The organism is Gracilibacillus orientalis, assembly GCF_900114645.1.
Taxonomy (GTDB): Bacteria; Bacillota; Bacilli; order Bacillales; family Amphibacillaceae; genus Gracilibacillus; species Gracilibacillus orientalis.
Genome location: NZ_FOTR01000014.1, coordinates 1 through 20,159, shown reverse-complemented (window position 1 = coordinate 20,159; position 20,159 = coordinate 1). Strand labels below are relative to the sequence as shown.

Below are 20,159 nucleotides of genomic sequence, written 5' to 3'. Positions count from 1 at the left end.
TTACAGCTTCCTTTTTTTGTGCTTTAATAAGAGTGAGTAATCACTCATTTTTGATGAAGAATGGGAGGAAATTATCTATGTCTAAAATACTTGAAATGAATAAGGTCTCTCTTTCATTTGGTAAAGAGAGAGTGTTAAAGAATATTAATTTATCTGTAGAGAGTGGAGAGATATTCGGTTTATTAGGTCCATCTGGCGCAGGGAAAACGACTTTAGTGAAGATCATTGTAGGAATAATTGAAGCTGATAAAGGCTTGGTCATGTTGCAGGGGAAGAAGATGCCATCACTCGCATTAATGAAGTCGATTGGTTATATGTCGCAATCAGATGCTTTGTACCAAGAATTATCTGCAAAAGAGAATTTGGATTTTTTTGCTACCTTATATGGTTTGAAAAAGAAAAAGCGAGAGAAAGTGATTAACAAAGCAGCAGATATTGTTAACCTTTCTGAAGAGTTAAATAAGGAAGTACGTCATTATTCTGGTGGCATGAAAAGAAGGTTGTCTTTAGCCGCTTCCTTAATGCATACCCCTAGGTTGTTGATTTTGGATGAACCAACAGTAGGAATAGATCCAGTCCTGCGACAATCGATTTGGGAAGAATTTCGAAAGTTAAAAGAAAATGGAGTTACCATTATTGTTACTACACATGTAATGGATGAAGCAGATAAATGTGATCGACTTGCCATGTTACGTGAAGGTTCGGTGATTGCTTGTGATACGCCTGATAATTTAAAAGCAGAGCAGCATGTTGAATCGATTGAGGAAGCATTTCTAGCGTACGGGGGTGGCTTTCAATGAATGTAATGGCAGTAGTGAAACGAATTACACAACAATTTATGCGAGATAAACGATCATTAGCCCTATTGGTCATAGCGCCTGTGTTAGTAATCACCCTGATTTGGCTTGTACTGGATGGGAATGAATATGAGCCTGAGATCGCTATTGATGACGTCCCACCACCTTTGGAAGAGGTATTACAAGAAGAATTCGACAATGATACGAAGGAAATGTCTGAAGAAGCAGCAAAGCAAGAGTTGCAAGCAGGTGATATTGATGCATTTTTAACTATCAAGGAAAATGAGGTATTTATCCTGTTAGAAGGAAGTGATGCAACCGCAAATAGTGCTACGTTACGGACTATTCAGGAAGCGGTACAGTCAATGGATGCTGGTTCAGCTGCAGAACCTGTCATTGCATACTATTATGGGTCTGATCAACTTAACCTTTTTGATCAGGTTGGTTCTGTACTAATTGGTTTTTTTATCTTCTTTTTTGTTTTTATTATCGGAGGTATTTCTTTTTTAAGAGAGCGGACACAAGGAACATTAGAAAAATTATTATCGACGCCTATTAAGCGATGGGAAATTGTTTTTGGTTATTTGATAGGGTTTGGGATTTTTACGATTCTCCAGTCACTCATCATTGTGAGCTATTCTGTGTTTGTACTAGATATTTGGATGGCAGGAGACTTTTGGCAGCTTTTACTTGTCACTTTCTTATTAGCCATTACAGCTTTGAGTCTGGCGACATTACTATCGGCCTTTGCCAATAATGAATTTCAAATGATGCAGTTTATTCCTTTAATTATCATTCCACAAGTCTTTTTTTCTGGGATATTTCCAGTGGAGTCACTGGCGGAGTGGTTACAGATTCTCAGTAAATTAATGCCATTAACCTATGGAGCGAATGCAATGCAAGCGATTATGCTTAAAGGACTGGACATTTGGGATGTATGGCAAGATGTATGCATTATTATTGGTTTTACGACGGTTTTTGTTATTCTTAATATCTTTGCATTAAAGAAGCATCGTAGGTTATAACTGTATTAGAAGAAAAACGTAGAGGTGAGAACAATGGGACAGCTTGATAAAGAACTACTACAAGAATTATTAGATGTATCAGAGAAAGAATTGACACCAAAACAGACCAAAATCGTGCAAGCCGCTATCGAAATTTTTTCAGAAAAAGGGTTCGCTGCTGCTTCCACTAGCGAAATAGCTAAACGAGCTGGTGTAGCGGAAGGGACGATTTTTCGCCATTATAAAACCAAAAAAGATTTGCTGATTTCGATTGTGTTACCTGTTATTTCAAAATTTGCTGTTCCATTTTTAGCGGAGCAATTCCTTAATGAAATTTTTGAAGGAGAAGAGTTTGAAGAAATGGACCAGTTTCTTCGTAAAGTGATTTATAATCGCTATGAGTTTGTCCGAAAAAATACGGCATTACTGAAAATATTACTTCAAGAAATGTTTTATCATTCCGAAATCCAAGATACCTTTAAAGAAATATATATGGAAAAAATTGCACCGAAGTATCGAAATTTAATGGAGCAATTTTTAACAAAGGACCAACTTGAATCTATTCCAATGGAAACGATCTTCCGTTTAACCATAAGTACGGTTTTAGGCTTTTTATTAACTCGTTTCATCATTGTACCTGATTATGATTGGGATGATGAAAGAGAAATAGAATATACCATTCAATTTATCAAAAACGGAATTAAAGGGTTGTCTTAATGATCCTCACAATGCTGCTAATGATTAATCCAAAGCAATGCATAAGAAGAGAGAATGCAACTAATATTAATACAAGAACGACTTATGTTATGCTAGATGCAATATTTTCCGGAAATAACCGGTGTTTAATGAGATGATTTTTTTGTCTCATGAAAGGAGATAGTATGACTGTAACAACAAATGAGGGTTGGAATTTAGATAATAGTTATCAACGTTTACCTGGATTGTTTTATTCTCGTGTCCAGCCGACACCTGTAGAGGATCCCGAAGTCGTGATGTTTAATCAGGCTTTAGCAACAGAGCTTGGTTTGGATGCTTCGAACTTAGAGAAAAGTGCTGATCTTTTTTCTGGGAATCGACTCCCTGAAGGCGGACTTCCCATTGCACAAGCATATGCAGGCCATCAATTTGGTCATTTTACCATGCTTGGTGATGGGCGGGCGGTCTTACTTGGGGAACATATTACCCCTGATGGCCGCAGAGTTGATATCCAATTAAAAGGTTCAGGAAGGACTCCGTATTCACGTGGAGGAGACGGACGATCGAGTTTAGGACCAATGTTGCGTGAGTATTTGATCAGCGAGGCAATGTATGGCTTGAAGATCCCGACAAACAGAAGTTTAGCGGTTGTAACAACGGGAGAGTCTGTCGAGCGTGAAGTTGCATTTCCTGGTGCGATTTTAACAAGAGTAGCGAACAGTCATCTTCGCGTCGGGACATTTCAATATGCGAGAAATTGGGGAGAGAAAGAGGATCTCCAGAAGTTAGCAGATTATGCAATAGACCGCCACTACCCAGAACTGAAAAACGATGACAATAAATATATATCTTTTCTAAAAGAAGTGATCAGGAAGCAAGCTGGATTGATCGCAAAATGGCAATTAGTCGGTTTTATTCATGGTGTGATGAATACAGATAATGTGACCATTAGTGGTGAAACGATTGATTATGGACCATGTGCTTTTATGGATACGTATGATAAAAGAACGGTATTTAGCTCGATTGATGTTCGAGGACGTTATGCTTACGGAAACCAACCTGATATTGGCGGTTGGGACTTATCCCGTTTTGCAGAAGCGATCTTATTATTAATTGATGATGATGAAGATAAAGCACTGGAAGCAGCTAAGGAAGCCATTCAAGAATACTTACATTTGTATGATCAATATTGGCTTACAGGAATGAGAAAGAAATTGGGATTGTTTGATGAGGAAGAGGCAGACGGGGAGCTTATCCATCGGTTGTTAGATTTGATGGAACAGCATCAGGCAGACTATACCAATACTTTTCGATCCTTAACACTTGATCAATTTGATAAAAAGATGAGACTTTTCCAAGCTAATGCGTTTAAGCAATGGTATGAGAAATGGCAAGCACGATTAGCAAGACAGAGTGAAACAACTGAACAGACACAGCAGTTGATGATGGCTAATAATCCGTCTATTATACCGAGAAATTACTTGGTCGAAGAAGCCATAGAAAAAGCTGTAAGTGAGAATGATTACAGCGTGATGGAAAAATTATTAGCTGCTTTATCAAATCCCTACGCCTACTCAGAAGAACAGGAAGAATATGCCGTTTTACCACCTAAGCCAGACGAACCATACCAGACATTCTGCGGAACTTAATAAGAAACAAAAAAGGCTGCCCCTAAGACTTATGGAGCAGCCTTTTTCATCCTCCCGTCGAATAGAGTACATAAAGCCTCTGTTGATTATACCTTCGTCCTATTTGATTAATGGATCTGTTTTTGGAATAATAGTTTATGATATAAAGATAATTTAATTATTAAGTGTGTGGGGAGGATAAAGTGATGAGTAGTATAATGTTGAAGAATCCTATTTTTTGGTCGGATGTGCCTGATGTTGATGTGATCAGGGTTGGCTCTGCTTATTATATGGTAAGTACCAGTATGCATTCGATGCCCGGCTGTCCGATTATGAAATCGTTTAACTTAAGAGATTGGGAGATTGTCTCTTATGTGTACGATACGTTAGAAAACAACCAGGCACATCAATTACTGGATGGGGAAGGTATCTATGGACAAGGACAATGGGCGACAAGTTTGCGTTACCACAATCATACATATTACCTTTGTTTTTCAAGTAATGATATGAATCAATTCTATGTTTATCAAACAAAGGATATTGAAAATGGCCCATGGACGCGTTCATTGATTGAAGGTATTTATCATGATCCAGCGTTACTATTTGATGATGACAGGGTTTTTGTTCTTTATGGATGCGGTGATATTCGGATTACAGAATTAACAGCGGATTTAACGGCGGTAAAACCAGGTGGAGTTGATCAATTATTACTGGAAACACCAAAGGAGAATATTGGACTAAGATGTGAAGGGTGCCATGCTTACAAAATAAATGGGGAATATTATTTACTTTTTATTGAATGGCCAACTGATGGCAATCAACGAAGAAGACAGGTCTGCTATCGCTCCTCAAAATTATTGGGAGCGTATGAGCGAAAGGTTATTCTCGATGATGATATGGGTTACCACAATAAAGGGATTGCCCAAGGTGCGATTTTTGATACAACAGATAATGAATGGTATGCGATGCTGTTTCAGGATCATGATGCTGTCGGGAGAATTCCGTATATACTGCCAGTACAATGGGAAAACGGTTGGCCAATGGTAGGTATTAACGGAAAAGCACCGAAACAGTTGGAAATTAATCTTCCCGATGATGAAGCGAAACCATTAGTAATCAGTGATGATTTTGATTACGAAAAAAATGAATTAGCTTTAAATTGGCAATGGAATCATAATCCGGATCAGTCCTTATGGTCGGTCACGGAAAGATCAGGATATTTACGACTAACAACTGGCCATCTTACAAAGAGTGTTTTAACAGCACCGAATACATTGACACAACGAACGGAAGGACCAGCGTGCAGTGGCACGATCCTACTTGATGGTTCTAATATGAAGGATGGAGATTTTGCAGGACTAATTGCACTTCAAAGTAATTTCGGTACGGTTGGCATTAAACGAAAAGAAAACAGTGAATATGCTGTTGCGATGACAATCAATGATGGAAACGGTCAGGAAAAAGTAGTGGAGGAAAAAGCTTATTCCAATGAGCAGATTCACTTGAAGATTGTCTTTGATTTTGAAGATAGTGTTGATGAAGCAACCTTCCATTATTCTGCTGATGGACACCACTGGCATCCAATTGGTGAAACGCTCCATATGAAATATACATTAGATCATTTTATGGGCTACCGAATTGGTATATTTAATTATGCTATCAAGGAAACTGGTGGTTATGTTGATATGGATTATTTTAAATATGATAGAGGAAGCCATTAGAGATGATTGAGTCCATTCCGATGGTGAATTCAGCTAAAGTCATGGAGAAAATTGAAAAGGGATTTTCCAGGGATCAAAAATATATACTTGACTATCAATATCTATTACGAATATTTCCTGTTGAAGAGATAGATAAAAGAAAAGTAGAATATCAAACGTTAAAAAAGCTAGCAGAAATTTCTGATTTTGTACCTGAACCAATAGAATTCGGCAAGGGATATATGATACTTACCTACCTTCCAGGTGAAGATGGAGAAGATGCTCTACAAAATCTAACAGAACAGGATCAATATATAGCTGGTTTATCAGCTGGGCGAGAGTTAAGAAAATTACATCAATTAGATGCACCTCAAGACTACCCGTCGTGGTATAAAGTAAAAAAAGAAAAAAGTGATAACTATTTATATGAATTAAAAAAGCTGGATCTGGATCAAAGTTTATGTTCATTATTACAACATTACATTAAAGATAATGAACCTATTATGAAAAATCGCCCAAATAAGTTTCAGCATGATGACATTCATCCTTCTAATTTGTTAATTAATCAAAAGAAATTTTCTGGTATTATTGACTTTCAAAGAATGGATTGGGGAGACCCTGTCCATGATTTGCAAAAGCTAGGGTTTTTCTCTGTGCAGGTAAGTATTCCTTTTACCAATGGAGTCATTGACGGATATTGCAGGGAAAAGCCAACTCAAGCTTTTTGGGAATTGTACACATTGTATAGTGCTATGCATGTGGTTTCCGCACTGGTATGGGGAAAAAGGATAAGCTCAGTACAAACTAATTTGCTATATAATTATTCATTGCGTGTTCTTGAAGATCATGATCACTTTTCCAAGATAATCCCAAGCTGGTATGGAAAATAATAGATGTAAGACATGTTTCGTTCATTCCCTCCATAAATGGTATACTATATAAAACTAATATTTTGGGGAATGGGCGAATATGGTAGATCAACAATATCAAACAGCCGAAAAGAAAGCACAGGCTTATTTTCAGGCATTAGTGAAACAGCTAGATGAGCCGCAATTTACTGCAAAACTAACAGAAGATATGCAAGCATACCAACGACATAAAAAATCATCCTTTTTGAATTATGATCATATAGCATTAACGCAAGATCAACAATTCCTGCAAAAACTAGGTCAAAAAGGGATGCTGGACGATTATTTACACCGGAGTATTTCTTATATTTACTTGCGTGATTTAGGTAGGGATATCACTTCAACAACGATGCAGCAAAGAATCAAATCAGTAGCCGAGGATGTTAAAACCTATTTACATCAACACTCGAATCAAGATTTATTCAGTTTGGCGAAGTTGTATCGCATTGCGGAGAAGGAATCATTAGAAGCGACTTATTTTTGGTTAATGAAGAAATTAAAGCATGTGTCCTCGCTAATCCCTGAAGGGCTGAACAAAGTGCATGCACAACGAAAATTAATCAAAATAATTGCCGGAGTATTAATGCATGAAATAGAAGAATTACAGGAAGAGACGTCACAGGATGTCAGGGCGAAACGTTTGGACAAAGCGGTTCGAATTGGCTATTGTTATGGACTTACGTATCCTTTTATTGACGATTTATTGGATGCCTCAGTATTATCCAATCAAGAAAAAAATCAGTTTGCGTCTCTTATTCGTCATACATTACGGACTGGAGTGCTTACTCCTTTGTCAGAATGGGATGGGGATAATCGGGAAATTGTGGAACCAATCTATCATGAATTAACGGATGCCTTTATCTATCTAAAGGAAAATCAAGAACCGGAAAATCTCGATAATTTTTATCAAAATGCCTATTTGTTTTTTCATGCACAGGAAATAGACCGGAATAAGAGTTTAGATAACCCTGATTATACGAACGAAGAAGTGTATATCCCTATCATTTTGAAATCATCCTCATCAAGAATGATCGTGCGTTCCTTTCAAACATTTTTTGCTAATGATCAGGTTGAGGAGCATATGTTTTATTACGGGATTTATAATCAATTAGCAGATGACCTGGCCGATATGGAGCAGGACCTAGCTTCTAATAGTGTAACGCCATATACTTATTTTCTTAAATATCGTGATCAGCGACCTGATTTGATCAATCCTTTTGCTATGTATTGGTCGGTTATTTCTTATTTAATTAATAACGTGTATAAAGGTGATGAGAAAACTCGTCAGATCATCTTAAATCGGGCTATTAACGGTTTGAAACGATTAAGGAAACGGCTAGGGAAGCAACAATACAAAGAAATAATGCAAACATTTTCAGTTAGCCCTTCTTTTGATTCGTTTTTGCAAAAAGTAGTAGAACGGACTAAGAATGTTGCTTTCTTTGATAAACTAATTCGTGACAAAATGGTTGAAACACTACAACAGCAAGAAAAAGAGAAAGTAAGATTTCGAAAAACAATAGAAGGTGCACGGGATGCGATTAACCAACTCTTAATGATTAAAAAAACAGATCAAAAGGCTATCGTTAACCATTCTATTATGGATGCAGCTAACTACAGTTTACAGGGAGATGCCAAACGGTTAAGACCAATGATGACTTGGGTCATGGCGACTGAAGGGTTTGGATTGTCGGGGAAGGATATCATTCCATTATTAAAAGCCATAGAATATATGCATACTGCCTCTTTAATTTTTGATGATCTACCTTCTCAAGACAACGCGCAAATCCGTAGGGGTAGACCAACATTGCATGAGGAATATAATAGTGCGGTGGCAGAATTAACTGCTCTATGGATGACACAAAAGGCGGTACAAGAACAGACGGAATTACGAAAATATCAGGCAGACAAGATTTTAGACTTGATAGCTTATTCAACACGGATGACACAAGACATGTGTATGGGACAGATTATGGATCTCGAAGCAAAAGGAAAAGAATTATCTGTTGAGGAACTAAACAGATTATGTCTCTACAAAACAGGCATTGGTTTTGAAGCAGCGCTAATGATGCCAGCCATTGTCGCAGGTGCGCGAGAAGGAGTAACGAAGGCGATCAAGCAATTTACTTATCATGCCGGCATTGCCTTTCAAATTAAAGACGACCTGTTAGACTTAGAAGGAGATTCAACTGTATTAGGCAAACAAGCAGGTATTGACTCACAAAATAACAGTTCTACTTTTGTAACAGTTTTAGGTGAAGAACAGGCTAAGAAAGAAATGTGGAAGCATTATTGTGATGCGATAGAAGCATTAGAGAACTTCCCACACAACATTTCATTTTTAAAACAACTCATGGACTATATTGTCCAACGAGAAAAATAAAAAAAGAGGGACATTTCCCCTGACCTTTGGCTCAAATTAGGTCCCGAGGACGGGGGAATGTCCCATTATTTTTCTTCCCGTTTTACTTTCAGGAATTTGTTGGTTTCTGCGACTACGATGCCAGATAATGCCAGTAGTCCGATTAAGTTTGGAAAGGCCATTAAGCCGTTCATAACGTCGGAGAAATTGAATACTACATCAAGTGACACTACTGCACCGATAAAGACAAAGGCGATAAAAATATAGCGATAAACCTTAACACCTTTTGCTCCCATCAGGTAATGGATAGATTTTTCACCGTAATAAGACCAACCGAGAATCGTCGAAAAGGTAAAGAACAAAATACCGAATGTGACAATATAAGAACCAGTTGTCCCTAAGAATTGAGCAAAGGAAGCACTTGTTAATGCTGATCCATCCAATCCATCATCCCATTGACCTGCCATGACAATCGTAATACCTGTAATCGAACAAACAATAATGGTATCAAAGAAAACTTGCGTCATAGACACTAATGCTTGTCTAGCTGGATAATCAGTACGGGCAGCAGCTGCGGCTATTGGTGCAGAGCCTAAACCAGCTTCGTTAGAGAATACACCACGAGCCACACCATAGCGGATTACCGTACCTAGTAAACCACCACCAACAGCACTACCGGTAAAAGCATCTTCAAAAATAAAAGCGATCGCGCCAGGCACTAAATCGAAATTTAATACAATGAGTATAAGTCCACCTAAGATATAAAATGCACCCATCACCGGAACAAAGAAAGCAGTAACTTTCCCTATACTTTTAATCCCACCAATGATAACTAAAGCAGATAAAACGGTAAAAACAATCCCAGTTATAAATGGATCAATTGAGAATGATTCCTCTAAAGATGAAGCCGCCGTATTCGATTGCACCATGTTTCCAATACCAAATGCCGCAATCGAAGCGAAAATCGCAAATAATACACCTAAAAATTTACCTATTGGTTTGTTTTTAAGTCCTCGTTCTAAATAATACATTGGCCCACCGGACATTTCACCATTTTCATTTTGAATACGAAATTTGACGGCAAGCAATGCTTCTGCATATTTGGTAGCCATCCCAACTAGAGCGGTAATCCACATCCAAAATACTGCACCAGGGCCACCTGCAACAACTGCTGTTGCTACACCAGCGATATTCCCCGTACCAATTGTTGCTGCCATCGCTGTCGTTAATGCTTCATAATGACTTATATCCCCTTTTGCTGTTTTATCATGATTTTTACTAAAGGATAGCTTTAGTGCATAAGGCAGTAACTTAAATTGCAGGAATAACAAACGGAAGGTTAAAAATAAACCTGTTCCAACTAAAAGAATTAGCAGAGGAGCCCCCCACACCCAACCCCCAATTTTACCAAGTATTGCAGCGCCATCTTCATTAATTTTTATCAACCAGTCCAACAAAAAGTCCATTGCACTTCCCTCCCAATATTTTATGAAAAGCTTATTAGTAGAATTATTCCAATAATCACGAGAGAATGTCAATAGAATAGGGAAAGTTTCTATCAACAAATAAATTTTAAGCAATTAAAAAAGTATACAAACGTCTCTAGATTAAGATACGTTTGTATACTTTTGAAAATCAATGCTTTAATAATATTTTGAACCGAGATAAAAAATAAAGAGAATTAACCCTCCGAACCCAAAAATATACGTTAAAAAAATAGGGTTGAAAAGTATCGGGTGTTTCGCTGTTGCTTTGGTGTCTGTATCATGCTCTCCATTTTGCTCGTCGACTATTTTACCAACCTTCCATGTGTAGAGAAACGAAATAAGCGCAATGATAATGCTGATAATCGCTAAGCTTACAATCATATAAACATCACCTATCTTTTTTCTTAACTTTATCTATTTGTAGCAGTATTATACACGGAGGAAATATTTTTATTTGTATAGAAATATGTTATAGTAAAGATAATTAGCAGTAGGTACTAACACCATATATCAAGGATCAGTAGGAGGACGTTATGGAAGATTTATTAAAAATTAAAGATAAAAATATTGTAGTGATGGGTGTAGCAAATGATAGAAGTCTTGCATGGGGAGTAGCAAAATCACTTCATCAGGCAGGGGCCAATCTTATTTTTACGTATCGCAAAGAGCGTTCTTTAGCAAAATTAACGAAAATGCTAGATAAAACAGATTTAGATGCTAAGCTGGTCGTTCCATGTGATGTCAACGATGATGGTAGTATTAAAGAAGCGTTTAGTAAAATTGCCGATGAGATTGGTACCATCCATGGCGTCGTGCACTCGATCGCATTTGCACACGGGGAAGATCTGAAAAATCGTTTTGTTGAAACATCTCGAGATGGCTATGCATTTGCGCAAGACACTAGTGCCTATTCATTAATAGCAGTTGCTCGTGAGGCAAGGGCTTTAATGACAGAAGGTGGATCTATTATGGCGATGAGTTACTTAGGTGCAGAACGAGTAGTGCCAGGTTATAATGTCATGGGAGTTGCCAAAGCAGCATTAGAGTCCACTGTAAAATACTTAGCGATGGATTTAGGAGAAAATAATATTCGAGTGAATGCTGTTTCTGCTGGTGCAATTAAAACCTTAGCTGCAAAAGGGGTTCCATCATTCAATGAAATCCTACAAAAAATTGAAGCAGAATCACCATTAAAACGAAATGTTACACAAGAAGAAGTAGGCGATATGTCATTAGCGATGATAAGTAACCTATCCAGAGGTGTTACCGGCGAAATTGTTTATGTCGACTCTGGCTATAATATTTTAGGATAATCATAAAGACAAACAGACCATCGAAGGTTTGTTTGTCTTTTTTTAATGAAGCAAGAAAGTATAAACGGAGATGTCTAGCTCCAAGCTTCAAAAACTAGGCGACTTCACGAATCACCCTACGTTAAAGAAGACTTACCGATTGGTGAAACCAAAGGCTTAGTTGCACTTATGCCTATAGGTGAAAGTCACATCGGTTCACATGCTCACCGTGATTCCTTTATCTCAGTTGCTTCGCTCCAGTCGCTCTTGTTTTAAGCGGGCGCTTTGCGCTTTTTAGCTCTTCCCGTCGTTTGAACTGAACAATCGATAGAGCGCAGGGATCAATAATAGTGTAATGAACGTAGCGAAAAGTAACCCTGATATGATAACCGTTGCCATTGGTGCTCGATAGTTGCTCGACGTCCCTGTTGTATCGCTAATTATCCAATTAGAAATTGTTCTTGAGGCGTAACTTTCCTAAGGCTAGAGACTTAGTTGACATATGCTATACTGAAAGAAAAAAGTTTTGGTGGTATGAAGGATGAAAAGATTATTACTAGTGATGTTATTAGTTGTAAGTGGATGTAATCAAACAGGTGATGAAGCAACATTACCAAGCAAGAAGGTTCAACAGACAGATAAAATTAAAAAAGAATTAATATATCCTGATCGGCCATTAGACAGGTTTTGGAATATTACTGATATCGATTTAGATGCAAGTTCTGTTATTTTGATTAATGCCGATTCAGGACATGTTATTTATGAGAAAAATAGTGATGTACCATTACCTACAGCGAGCATGTCAAAAATGATGACTGAATTGCTCGTTTTAAAGGAAATTAATAGTGGTGAATTGGATTGGGATAGTGAAATAGTTATAAGTGATTATGCGTATGACATCTCCCATCATCCCGGATATGCTTCCGTCGATTTATCAAAGGACCGTCATTATACGGTAGAAGAATTGTTCCAAGCGATGGCAATTCATTCCGCGAATGGTGCAACGATTGCATTAGCGGAAGCTGTCAGTGGCAGTGAAGAATTATTTGTACAACAAATGAATAAACAAGCACAACAATTACAGTTGAAAGACACTCAATTTGTTAACACTACTGGATTAGACAATTTGGATCTGGGCGATTATTATTCTGTTGGTAGTATAAATGATACCAATACGATGTCAGCACAGGATTTAGCGAAACTTGCAGAGCACTTGATCACTACATACCCAGAGTTACTGGAGATTAGTAATCAACCTGCGTATGTATTAAATGGCCAAAAACATGAAAACACTAATTGGATGCTGGAAGGTGACTTAGCTTTCAACGGGGTAGATGGATTAAAAACAGGATACACGAGTCTTGCTGGCTATTGTTTTACCGGAACAATTCAGAAGGACGGTGTAAGACTTATCTCTGTTGTAATGGGGACATCCTCAGAAGTTGAACGCTTTATCGAAACAGAGACATTATATAAAAAAGCATTTGAATCAATGTATTAGTCTCCCTGATAACAGAAAGGAAGGTTCTAAGCGAAACAAAATGGTTAAAATTTGTTTCGCAAGTGATAGTTGCGTATAATTGGTTTGTTGATTTTAAAAGCAGAAGGCGATGAATATGAAAAATAGTTTACATTTATACAAAACAGACATGAAAAATACTATGACAAATTGGGTTGCAGCGATTTTAATAGGTGGCTTGATGATCCTGCCCTCATTATATGCCTGGATGAATATTGAAGCATCTTGGGATCCGTATGGCCAGACAGATCAAATAAAAGTCGGAGTAGTGAACAAGGATACAGGTGCCTCTGTGCGTGACGAGGACATACACGTAGGTAATGAATTAGTAGAAACACTGAAAGATAATAACTCGATGGACTGGCAATTTGTCGACGAAAAAAAAGCAATGGATAAATTAGAATATGGAGACTACTTTGCTGTAATAGAAGTCCCAGAAGATTTTTCGGAGAAGCTTGCTACGGTTATCAGTGGGCAACCAGAAAAAGCAGAAGTAGAGTACTATGTGAATGAAAAAATAAATGCAATTGCTCCGAAGATAACGGACAAAGGAGCTACTGTGATAGTAGAAGAAATAAGTTCAAGTTTTATTTCAACGGTCAATGGTGTCATCTTTGACATGTTTAACCAGGTCGGCATCGAATTAGAAAATTCACAACCTGACATTATAAAATTTGAAGACTATATTTTCACAATCGAAGAAAAGCTACCAGAAATTAAAAATATATTAGATGAATCATTAGCAGATGCTGAAAATGCTGAAGGTATGATAAGTGATGCCAATAGTCTTATTCCTAAAGTAGAAGGGGCAACCAATCAAGGACTTTCAACAGTGAATGAGACCTTAGATTTTATCCATGAAGCAGAAGGACGCTTAGATGAAATAGCTCCACGAGTAAACGAAGATTTAGATACTATCCAGCAAGCAGTACAAGATACCAATGAGTTTTTAGATTCCATGGATCTCTCTACTCAGGACTTGCCAGATATAAATCAGCAAATGGACAATTGGAATGAACAAATAGATAGTAGTATTGCTTCTATTGAAACAATCGAGGAAATTTTACATCAAGTTCAAGATGAACAAGGATCTAATCAAGATGAAGAAACAGAAGGTAACGCGGATGAGAATACATCAGAAGAAGGTAATCAAGAACCTGACGGAGATACAGGAGAAGAACCGAATCAACAAAATCCTGATCAGCCAAATAATCAAGAGCAGATTGAAAATGCACTAAATCAACTCACATCAATGAAAGCAACATTACAAGACTTACAAGAACAATTGAATCAAGCGGATGAGATGATCACGGAAAATAATGAAGCATTAGAAGAAACGATGGCTAACTTAAAAGAAACTGCTCAATTTACAAATGAGCGACTTGATGCATTTATTACAGAGTATAAGGAAACGATTGAACCACGAATCAAAGAAGAAATTCAGCATGCGAAAAGTTCGTTAGAATCGGCAAAAAACATTTTAACGGAGATTCAACAGACCATACCGGAAGCGCAAGAAATATTAAATAGAACAGCAACAAATTTAACAGATGGAGAAGACTTACTGGAAAGTGTTTTAGCAGAATATCCATATATTAATACAAAAATTAATGAACTTGCTGATAAAATCCGTAGTGTTGAAGGGAAAACGGATTTATCAGAGATGATTGAATTGTTACAAAATGATCCTGATGCGGAACGAAACTTTTTTGAAGAACCAGTCATGTTAAATCAAAATAAGTTATTCCCTATTGAAAATTATGGGACGGGAATGACGCCGTTTTATACGATTTTAGCGATATGGGTTGGTGGATTGCTGTTAATTTCTTTATTAGCAACAGATCCTCATCATGGAGAATCATATACAGGAAGGCAGATTTATTTTGGTAGATTATTTACCTTTATCACGATTGGATTTGTTCAAACCTTAATTGTGACAGTAGGTGATATGTATCTTCTTGGTGTAGAAATTAAGGAGCCTATTTGGTTTATATTATTCGGCTTGTTATCAAGCGTTGTATTTATTTTGATTGTATACACCTTAGTGTCGGTGTTTGGTGACATTGGAAAAGCTTTAGCGATTGTTTTTCTAGTATTACAAATCGCTGGTGCTGGAGGTACCTATCCAGTCGACTTGTTGCCAGAGTTTTTTCAAGCAATCAATCCTTTTCTTCCTTTCACCTATGCGATTAGTTTGATGCGAGAGGCTGTAGGAGGAATTGTTTGGAGTAGAGTACAACATGATGCCATTGTGCTCTCGATGTTTGGACTTGTAGCCTTACTGGTGGGAGCGCTATTCAAAGCGCGATTGAACAAGTACACACATAAATTAATGAAAAAATCGAGAGAAACTGGCTTGTTCCATTAATTAAGCAACCCTCCATTTATTTTAGAGGGTTAACTTTTAGGGGAGGGCATGTAATGAGAAAAAAAGGATGGATTATTTTTAATGGTAATCTATATACAAAGAAATTTTCTGAACAAATCGAGTGGCTACAAAACACTGCGAGGACGTTTGATTTTGACATAGATGTGATCGCTAATAATCAACTCCTTGTTGCAATAGAAGAAGGTCAGGCACGAATACTTACTGAAAAACAAGAGCCAGACTTTGTGTTTTTTTGGGATAAGGATTTATTTTTGGCAAGGCAACTGGAAGATCAGGGATTGCGCTTATTTAACCCAGCAAAAGCGATTGAGATTTGTGATGATAAAGCATTAACCTATCAGCAGTTAGCGAATCAAGGTATTCGCATGCCGAAGACGATAATTGCCCCAAAGGTCTTTGTTTCGTTAGAAGAGGACAGCCATCTTACACAAGTAATCGAAATACTTGGCTTTCCCATGGTCATTAAGGAAACATTCGGATCCTTTGGTGAACAAGTATATTTGATTGATAATGAGCAGCAATTACGGCAAAAAGTAAAGGAATTACAACATAAACCACACCTTTTTCAAGAGTATATTGCATCAAGCTACGGCCGAGATGTGCGCTTAAATGTTATAGGAGATCGTGTAGTGGCCGCGATGTTAAGAAAATCAGATCAAGACTTCCGCGCAAATGTAACAACAGGCGGCAAAATGTATCGTTATCAGCCAACAGAAGAAGAACAGGCAATGGCGGTTCGCTGTAGTCAATTAGTTGGAGCAGACTTTGCAGGTGTTGACCTCCTTTTTGGAGAAAATGATGAACCGATTTTATGTGAAATTAATTCCAATGCTCATTTTAAAAACATTTATGATTGTACAGGTATTGATATTACACAGAATATGATGTCTTATATTAAGGAAACTATCTCATGAATGGCGGTATTTCCGCTCACTGAATAAAATAAGAAGCAACCTATTTTAACTGGGCAAATTTTTGTCCAGTTTTTTTGTATCTATTCTACCTTTTTACAAATAATAGAACTATAAAATGTCAATAAAGGATGAGAGTAGAAAAATGAGGAGACTTCGGAAAAGTAGTGAAAATAAAGGATCCCAACAATCTCAGCAATCTAAACAAATGGCTAGAAGGGTAAGCATACAGTTAAAAGATAATCGATCCACATTAAAGCAAAACTTTAACAACAGTATTGATATCCAGTTCAGAGACCTGCAGTTACAAGATAAAAATAATACTCGTGGATTTATATGTTATACAGAAGGACTAGTTAGAGAAGAGTATATTCACCAAAATGTCATGGACCCGTTATTGGGAATTAATTTTAATAAGGTAAAGGTGAACGCTAATTCACTTATTTCCTATATGGACTCCCACATTATCAAGGCTTCGTCTGTAAATAAGACGTCTAGTTTAGACGAAGCAATCGAAAAAATACTTCGGGGACAAACAGCGATATTTATCGATGGGTTTGACAGTGCCTTACTGGTTAATACAGAACATTATCACTCAAGAGGGGTAGAAGAGCCCGAAACGGAGGCAACGATTAGGGGATCAAGAGAAGGCTTTAACGAAGTCATTCGTACAAATACATCCTTGCTCCGCCGTAAAATTAATAATCCTGATTTAGTTTTTGAGGAATTCATCATCGGAGAAAACACCAAAACGAAAGTACGGGTTGGCTACATCGATGGTATTGCAAAAGAAGAGATAGTAGAGGAAGTAAGAAAGCGTCTTAACTCGATCGAGACGGATGTTGTACTGGAGACAGGTTATATAGAGCAATATATAGAAGATCATCCTAAGTCAATCTTTCAGACGATCGGTAATAGTGAAAAATCAGACAAAGTAGCTGCTAAATTATTGGAAGGCCGAGTAGCTATATTGTGTGATGGTACGCCATTTGTATTAACAGTTCCTTATTTATTTATTGAAAATCTGCAAGTTCCGGAAGACTATTACTCAAGGACTTTTCGATCTTCAATAGTTCGTTTGATTCGTTTGCTTGCATTATTTCTAACTGTTTTTACTCCAGCAGTTTTTGTGGCGGCTTCTACTTTTCATCATGAAATGGTACCAGCCTTATTATTAACAACGATGGCAGCTGCTGAGGAAAGAGTACCTTTTCCGATATTGTTAGAAGCCTTAATTATGATTGTTATCTTTGAGTTACTTCGTGAGGCTGGGGTGCGAATGCCTCGACCTATCGGTTCAGCTGTAAGTATTGTTGGTGCACTAGTAATTGGAGAATCCGCAGTGCAGGCCGGGCTGGTAGGGGCACCAATGGTTATTGTTGTGGCATTGACAGCTATCAGCGGCTTTGTCGTTACAGCGGTTAATAATACCGTCATTTTGATTCGATTTATTTTGTTGTTTTTAGCAGGAACTTTTGGATTCTATGGTTTATTATTGGGGACGCTATTCTTAGTTGGACATGTATGTTCATTGAGATCCTTTAGCATTCCTTATCTAACACCACTTGCGCCAGTGGTTGCGAAAGAATGGAGAGATACATTTGTTCGATCGCCAATGAAAGATTTACAAGGACAGCCAGGTTCCATTGTTCGAAAGAAATTTTAAATACATCCTAGGAGTGTAAACATATGAAGAAATTAATACCTTTCATGATGGTAATTTTATTAACAGGTTGCTGGGATGTGCAAGAATTGACAGAGATTGGAATCGTAGCTGCGATGGCCATTGATATGGATGAAGAAACGGGAGAATACCAATTGACTGCACAATATTTAAGACCATCTGCTGAGAGTACATTTGTTGCTTCGCAAGACGATCCTTTTTTAATGATTACAGTAACGGGAAGATCGATATCTGAAATGCTTAGGAAAACAAATCACAAAATAGATCGAAAAGGCTTTTATGCCCATAACAAAGTGGTGATTGTTAGCGAAGAAGTAGCCAAAGAAGGTTTGCTGTCAATTTTCGAAACGTTCCAACGAGAGCAGGTAGTGCGAAGTTATGTCTGGTTGGGAGTGACTAGAGATACAAGTGCTGCTTCTGTCCTTGAAAAGCAAAAAAATAGTATCTCAAAGGTTTCCGCCAATTTTCTGAGTAGCCTATTTGACAATGCCGAGTATGAAGCTGTTGCTTTTAATTTATTGAAATTTTATAAGCAAGCCTTGCGGCAAGGAATGAGTCCCGTATTAGGTGTCTTAAGCTTTGATCAAAGTAATCAGAATACAGAAGCTGATGTACAATTGTCTGGCGGGGCAGCATTTAATAAAGACAAACTTATTGGGTTTATGAATAACAAAGAAACGATGGCGTATAATTGGATTACCAATCATGGCGGAAGTAGTGCGCAAGGGGGACTAACTTTTCCTTATAAAGAAGATAAATACGCTACACTTAAATTAATTGATATTAACTCAAGTATTAAGCCAAAGGTAACGAATGAAAAAGATATCTCCTATACTATTGAAATAAAAAAGCAAGTGGAAATTACGGAACAGCAGGAATTAAAGAAAACAGAAACAAGAAAAGAGCTTCCTAAATTAGTTGCTGAACTAGAGAAGCAAGCAGAAAAAGAAATAGAAAATAGGGTAGCAGAAGTCATCAAAAAAGCACAGGAAGAGTTCCAAGCAGATATTTTCGGTTTTGGATCGTCGTTACGAAATAAGTATCCCAAAGTATGGAAAAAAGTAAAAGATAATTGGGGACAAGAATTTGCCAATGTTCCTTATGAAATAAAGGTTGAGGTTGAAATTTTAAATGCAGGGTTATTACAGGGATCTTTACATCCTCAAGAATAACTTAGCGCAAGAAACCCTTGAAAATATAATAAATAAGCACAAGAATTAAGACCACAGCATAGGCAAGTCCGCCAAATATTAAGAAGCCTAAGAAAGGGTCTGCTTTTAGTACTTCCATCTCTATGAGCATGAGAATCCTCCTTTTGATTTCCATCAGGTTTGGTAAAAACCAACTGATGGAAATTACTGTTTATTTATTATGTTTCTTCTTCACTTTGATAATCAGCAGAATTAACAACGGGAGGAGTGCATACAACAGGATACTGTAAACCCCCCCTTCCATTCCTTTCCATCTCTGATCGTCTAAATTTTCAAAACGCAGTATCGAAAGAAACGGAAGTGCTATACCAAAAATAATAATGATCCATTTAGGATTTGATTTATTTAGTAACCAAGTAAACACTAAGGAAAAACCAAAAAAATGTATAGCTGTTTTATAGAATCCTCCGATAAATATGATAAACACACCGATAATATCGAGATTGGTAAAAATCATAGCAATATGAACCGAGAGCATTGCCTCCAGTAAGGGTATTTCTGAGCTTGCTGTCAGTTCTGAACCCAGAACAGCAATAAAAACAATCTGAGCGATTAATAATAAAAACGTTGA

18 protein-coding genes are annotated in these 20,159 nt (G+C 37.3%); 13 read left to right on the top strand and 5 right to left on the bottom strand.

The window, feature by feature from the left end; all coding sequences use genetic code 11:
• The first annotated feature begins 77 nt into the window (after positions 1-77).
• The 7 genes from BM121_RS18755 (at position 78) to BM121_RS18725 (ending at position 9,116) form a co-directional block, all read left to right on the top strand.
• Positions 78-800, top strand: a complete 723-nt coding sequence (locus tag BM121_RS18755) for an ABC transporter ATP-binding protein (protein WP_091485526.1) — start codon at positions 78-80, stop codon at positions 798-800.
• Positions 797-1,822: an ABC transporter permease gene (locus BM121_RS18750; protein WP_091485525.1), complete on the top strand. Its 1,026-nt coding sequence runs from the start codon at positions 797-799 to the stop codon at positions 1,820-1,822. The genes BM121_RS18755 and BM121_RS18750 overlap by 4 nt, the downstream gene beginning before the upstream one ends.
• A 33-nt stretch (positions 1,823-1,855) precedes the next feature.
• On the top strand, positions 1,856-2,518 hold the full coding sequence (locus BM121_RS18745) for a TetR/AcrR family transcriptional regulator (protein WP_091485523.1): 663 nt from the start codon (positions 1,856-1,858) through the stop codon (positions 2,516-2,518).
• 164 nt (positions 2,519-2,682) lie between these two features.
• A complete protein-coding gene (locus BM121_RS18740) occupies positions 2,683-4,146 on the top strand; it encodes a protein adenylyltransferase SelO (protein WP_091485521.1) in 1,464 nt (487 codons plus the stop codon).
• Positions 4,147-4,331: 185 nt separating this feature from the next.
• Complete coding sequence (locus BM121_RS18735; RefSeq protein ID WP_091485520.1) at positions 4,332-5,846, top strand: glycoside hydrolase family 43 protein; 1,515 nt, start codon at positions 4,332-4,334, stop codon at positions 5,844-5,846.
• A 2-nt stretch (positions 5,847-5,848) separates the two neighbouring features.
• The gene (locus tag BM121_RS18730) at positions 5,849-6,715 is read left to right on the top strand and encodes a phosphotransferase family protein (RefSeq protein ID WP_091485518.1); all 867 of its coding nucleotides are present in this window, start codon (positions 5,849-5,851) and stop codon (positions 6,713-6,715) included.
• A 79-nt stretch (positions 6,716-6,794) separates the two neighbouring features.
• Entirely contained in the window at positions 6,795-9,116 is a 2,322-nt protein-coding gene (locus BM121_RS18725) for a polyprenyl synthetase family protein (protein ID WP_091485517.1), read from the top strand.
• Between the two features lie 65 nt (positions 9,117-9,181).
• Here the strand turns inward: BM121_RS18725 and BM121_RS18720 are convergent, their stop codons facing one another.
• Positions 9,182-10,561, bottom strand: coding sequence for an alanine/glycine:cation symporter family protein (locus BM121_RS18720; RefSeq protein WP_091485515.1), 1,380 nt, complete (start codon positions 10,559-10,561; stop codon positions 9,182-9,184).
• Positions 10,562-10,738: 177 nt separating this feature from the next.
• Positions 10,739-10,963 carry a hypothetical protein gene (locus tag BM121_RS18715; RefSeq protein WP_091485514.1) on the bottom strand — a complete coding sequence of 75 codons (225 nt, stop codon included), beginning with the start codon at positions 10,961-10,963 and terminating at the stop codon, positions 10,739-10,741.
• Between the two features lie 152 nt (positions 10,964-11,115).
• On the opposite strand from BM121_RS18715, the gene fabI reads away from it, so the two are divergent.
• The gene (gene fabI / locus BM121_RS18710; RefSeq protein ID WP_091485512.1) at positions 11,116-11,895 is read left to right on the top strand and encodes an enoyl-ACP reductase FabI; all 780 of its coding nucleotides are present in this window, start codon (positions 11,116-11,118) and stop codon (positions 11,893-11,895) included.
• 273 nt (positions 11,896-12,168) lie between these two features.
• Here the strand turns inward: fabI and BM121_RS22740 are convergent, their stop codons facing one another.
• Complete coding sequence (locus tag BM121_RS22740; RefSeq protein ID WP_139220289.1) at positions 12,169-12,273, bottom strand: hypothetical protein; 105 nt, start codon at positions 12,271-12,273, stop codon at positions 12,169-12,171.
• Between the two features lie 142 nt (positions 12,274-12,415).
• Between BM121_RS22740 and BM121_RS18705 the strand changes: the two genes are divergently transcribed.
• The 5 genes from BM121_RS18705 to BM121_RS18685 all read left to right on the top strand — a co-directional run bounded on the left by BM121_RS18705 (position 12,416) and on the right by BM121_RS18685 (position 19,549).
• Entirely contained in the window at positions 12,416-13,375 is a 960-nt protein-coding gene (locus tag BM121_RS18705) for a D-alanyl-D-alanine carboxypeptidase family protein (RefSeq protein ID WP_091485511.1), read from the top strand.
• A 115-nt stretch (positions 13,376-13,490) separates the two neighbouring features.
• Positions 13,491-15,761 carry a YhgE/Pip domain-containing protein gene (locus BM121_RS18700; RefSeq protein ID WP_091485509.1) on the top strand — a complete coding sequence of 757 codons (2,271 nt, stop codon included), beginning with the start codon at positions 13,491-13,493 and terminating at the stop codon, positions 15,759-15,761.
• Positions 15,762-15,814: 53 nt separating this feature from the next.
• The gene (locus tag BM121_RS18695; RefSeq protein ID WP_091485508.1) at positions 15,815-16,696 is read left to right on the top strand and encodes an ATP-grasp domain-containing protein; all 882 of its coding nucleotides are present in this window, start codon (positions 15,815-15,817) and stop codon (positions 16,694-16,696) included.
• A 142-nt stretch (positions 16,697-16,838) separates the two neighbouring features.
• Positions 16,839-18,359 carry a spore germination protein gene (locus tag BM121_RS18690; RefSeq protein WP_091485506.1) on the top strand — a complete coding sequence of 507 codons (1,521 nt, stop codon included), beginning with the start codon at positions 16,839-16,841 and terminating at the stop codon, positions 18,357-18,359.
• 23 nt (positions 18,360-18,382) lie between these two features.
• Positions 18,383-19,549, top strand: coding sequence for a Ger(x)C family spore germination protein (locus tag BM121_RS18685; RefSeq protein WP_091485504.1), 1,167 nt, complete (start codon positions 18,383-18,385; stop codon positions 19,547-19,549).
• A gap of 1 nt (position 19,550) precedes the next feature.
• On the opposite strand, the gene BM121_RS22565 is transcribed toward BM121_RS18685, so the two are convergent.
• Both BM121_RS22565 and BM121_RS18680 read right to left on the bottom strand, forming a co-directional pair.
• Positions 19,551-19,679: a hypothetical protein gene (locus BM121_RS22565; protein ID WP_281244836.1), complete on the bottom strand. Its 129-nt coding sequence runs from the start codon at positions 19,677-19,679 to the stop codon at positions 19,551-19,553.
• 60 nt (positions 19,680-19,739) lie between these two features.
• Positions 19,740-20,159 (bottom strand): GerAB/ArcD/ProY family transporter (locus BM121_RS18680; protein ID WP_175495504.1); only part of this gene is annotated, 420 nt, incomplete at its 5' end.

Coding starts and splice junctions, on each gene's coding strand:
- BM121_RS18755 (WP_091485526.1), top strand. CDS start 78: ATGTCTAAAATACTTGAAATGAATAAGGTCTCTCTTTCATTTGGTAAA.
- BM121_RS18750 (WP_091485525.1), top strand. CDS start 797: ATGAATGTAATGGCAGTAGTGAAACGAATTACACAACAATTTATGCGA.
- BM121_RS18745 (WP_091485523.1), top strand. CDS start 1,856: ATGGGACAGCTTGATAAAGAACTACTACAAGAATTATTAGATGTATCA.
- BM121_RS18740 (WP_091485521.1), top strand. CDS start 2,683: ATGACTGTAACAACAAATGAGGGTTGGAATTTAGATAATAGTTATCAA.
- BM121_RS18735 (WP_091485520.1), top strand. CDS start 4,332: ATGAGTAGTATAATGTTGAAGAATCCTATTTTTTGGTCGGATGTGCCT.
- BM121_RS18730 (WP_091485518.1), top strand. CDS start 5,849: ATGATTGAGTCCATTCCGATGGTGAATTCAGCTAAAGTCATGGAGAAA.
- BM121_RS18725 (WP_091485517.1), top strand. CDS start 6,795: ATGGTAGATCAACAATATCAAACAGCCGAAAAGAAAGCACAGGCTTAT.
- BM121_RS18720 (WP_091485515.1), bottom strand. CDS start 10,561: ATGGACTTTTTGTTGGACTGGTTGATAAAAATTAATGAAGATGGCGCT.
- BM121_RS18715 (WP_091485514.1), bottom strand. CDS start 10,963: ATGATTGTAAGCTTAGCGATTATCAGCATTATCATTGCGCTTATTTCG.
- fabI (WP_091485512.1), top strand. CDS start 11,116: ATGGAAGATTTATTAAAAATTAAAGATAAAAATATTGTAGTGATGGGT.
- BM121_RS22740 (WP_139220289.1), bottom strand. CDS start 12,273: ATGGCAACGGTTATCATATCAGGGTTACTTTTCGCTACGTTCATTACA.
- BM121_RS18705 (WP_091485511.1), top strand. CDS start 12,416: ATGAAAAGATTATTACTAGTGATGTTATTAGTTGTAAGTGGATGTAAT.
- BM121_RS18700 (WP_091485509.1), top strand. CDS start 13,491: ATGAAAAATAGTTTACATTTATACAAAACAGACATGAAAAATACTATG.
- BM121_RS18695 (WP_091485508.1), top strand. CDS start 15,815: ATGAGAAAAAAAGGATGGATTATTTTTAATGGTAATCTATATACAAAG.
- BM121_RS18690 (WP_091485506.1), top strand. CDS start 16,839: ATGAGGAGACTTCGGAAAAGTAGTGAAAATAAAGGATCCCAACAATCT.
- BM121_RS18685 (WP_091485504.1), top strand. CDS start 18,383: ATGAAGAAATTAATACCTTTCATGATGGTAATTTTATTAACAGGTTGC.
- BM121_RS22565 (WP_281244836.1), bottom strand. CDS start 19,679: ATGCTCATAGAGATGGAAGTACTAAAAGCAGACCCTTTCTTAGGCTTC.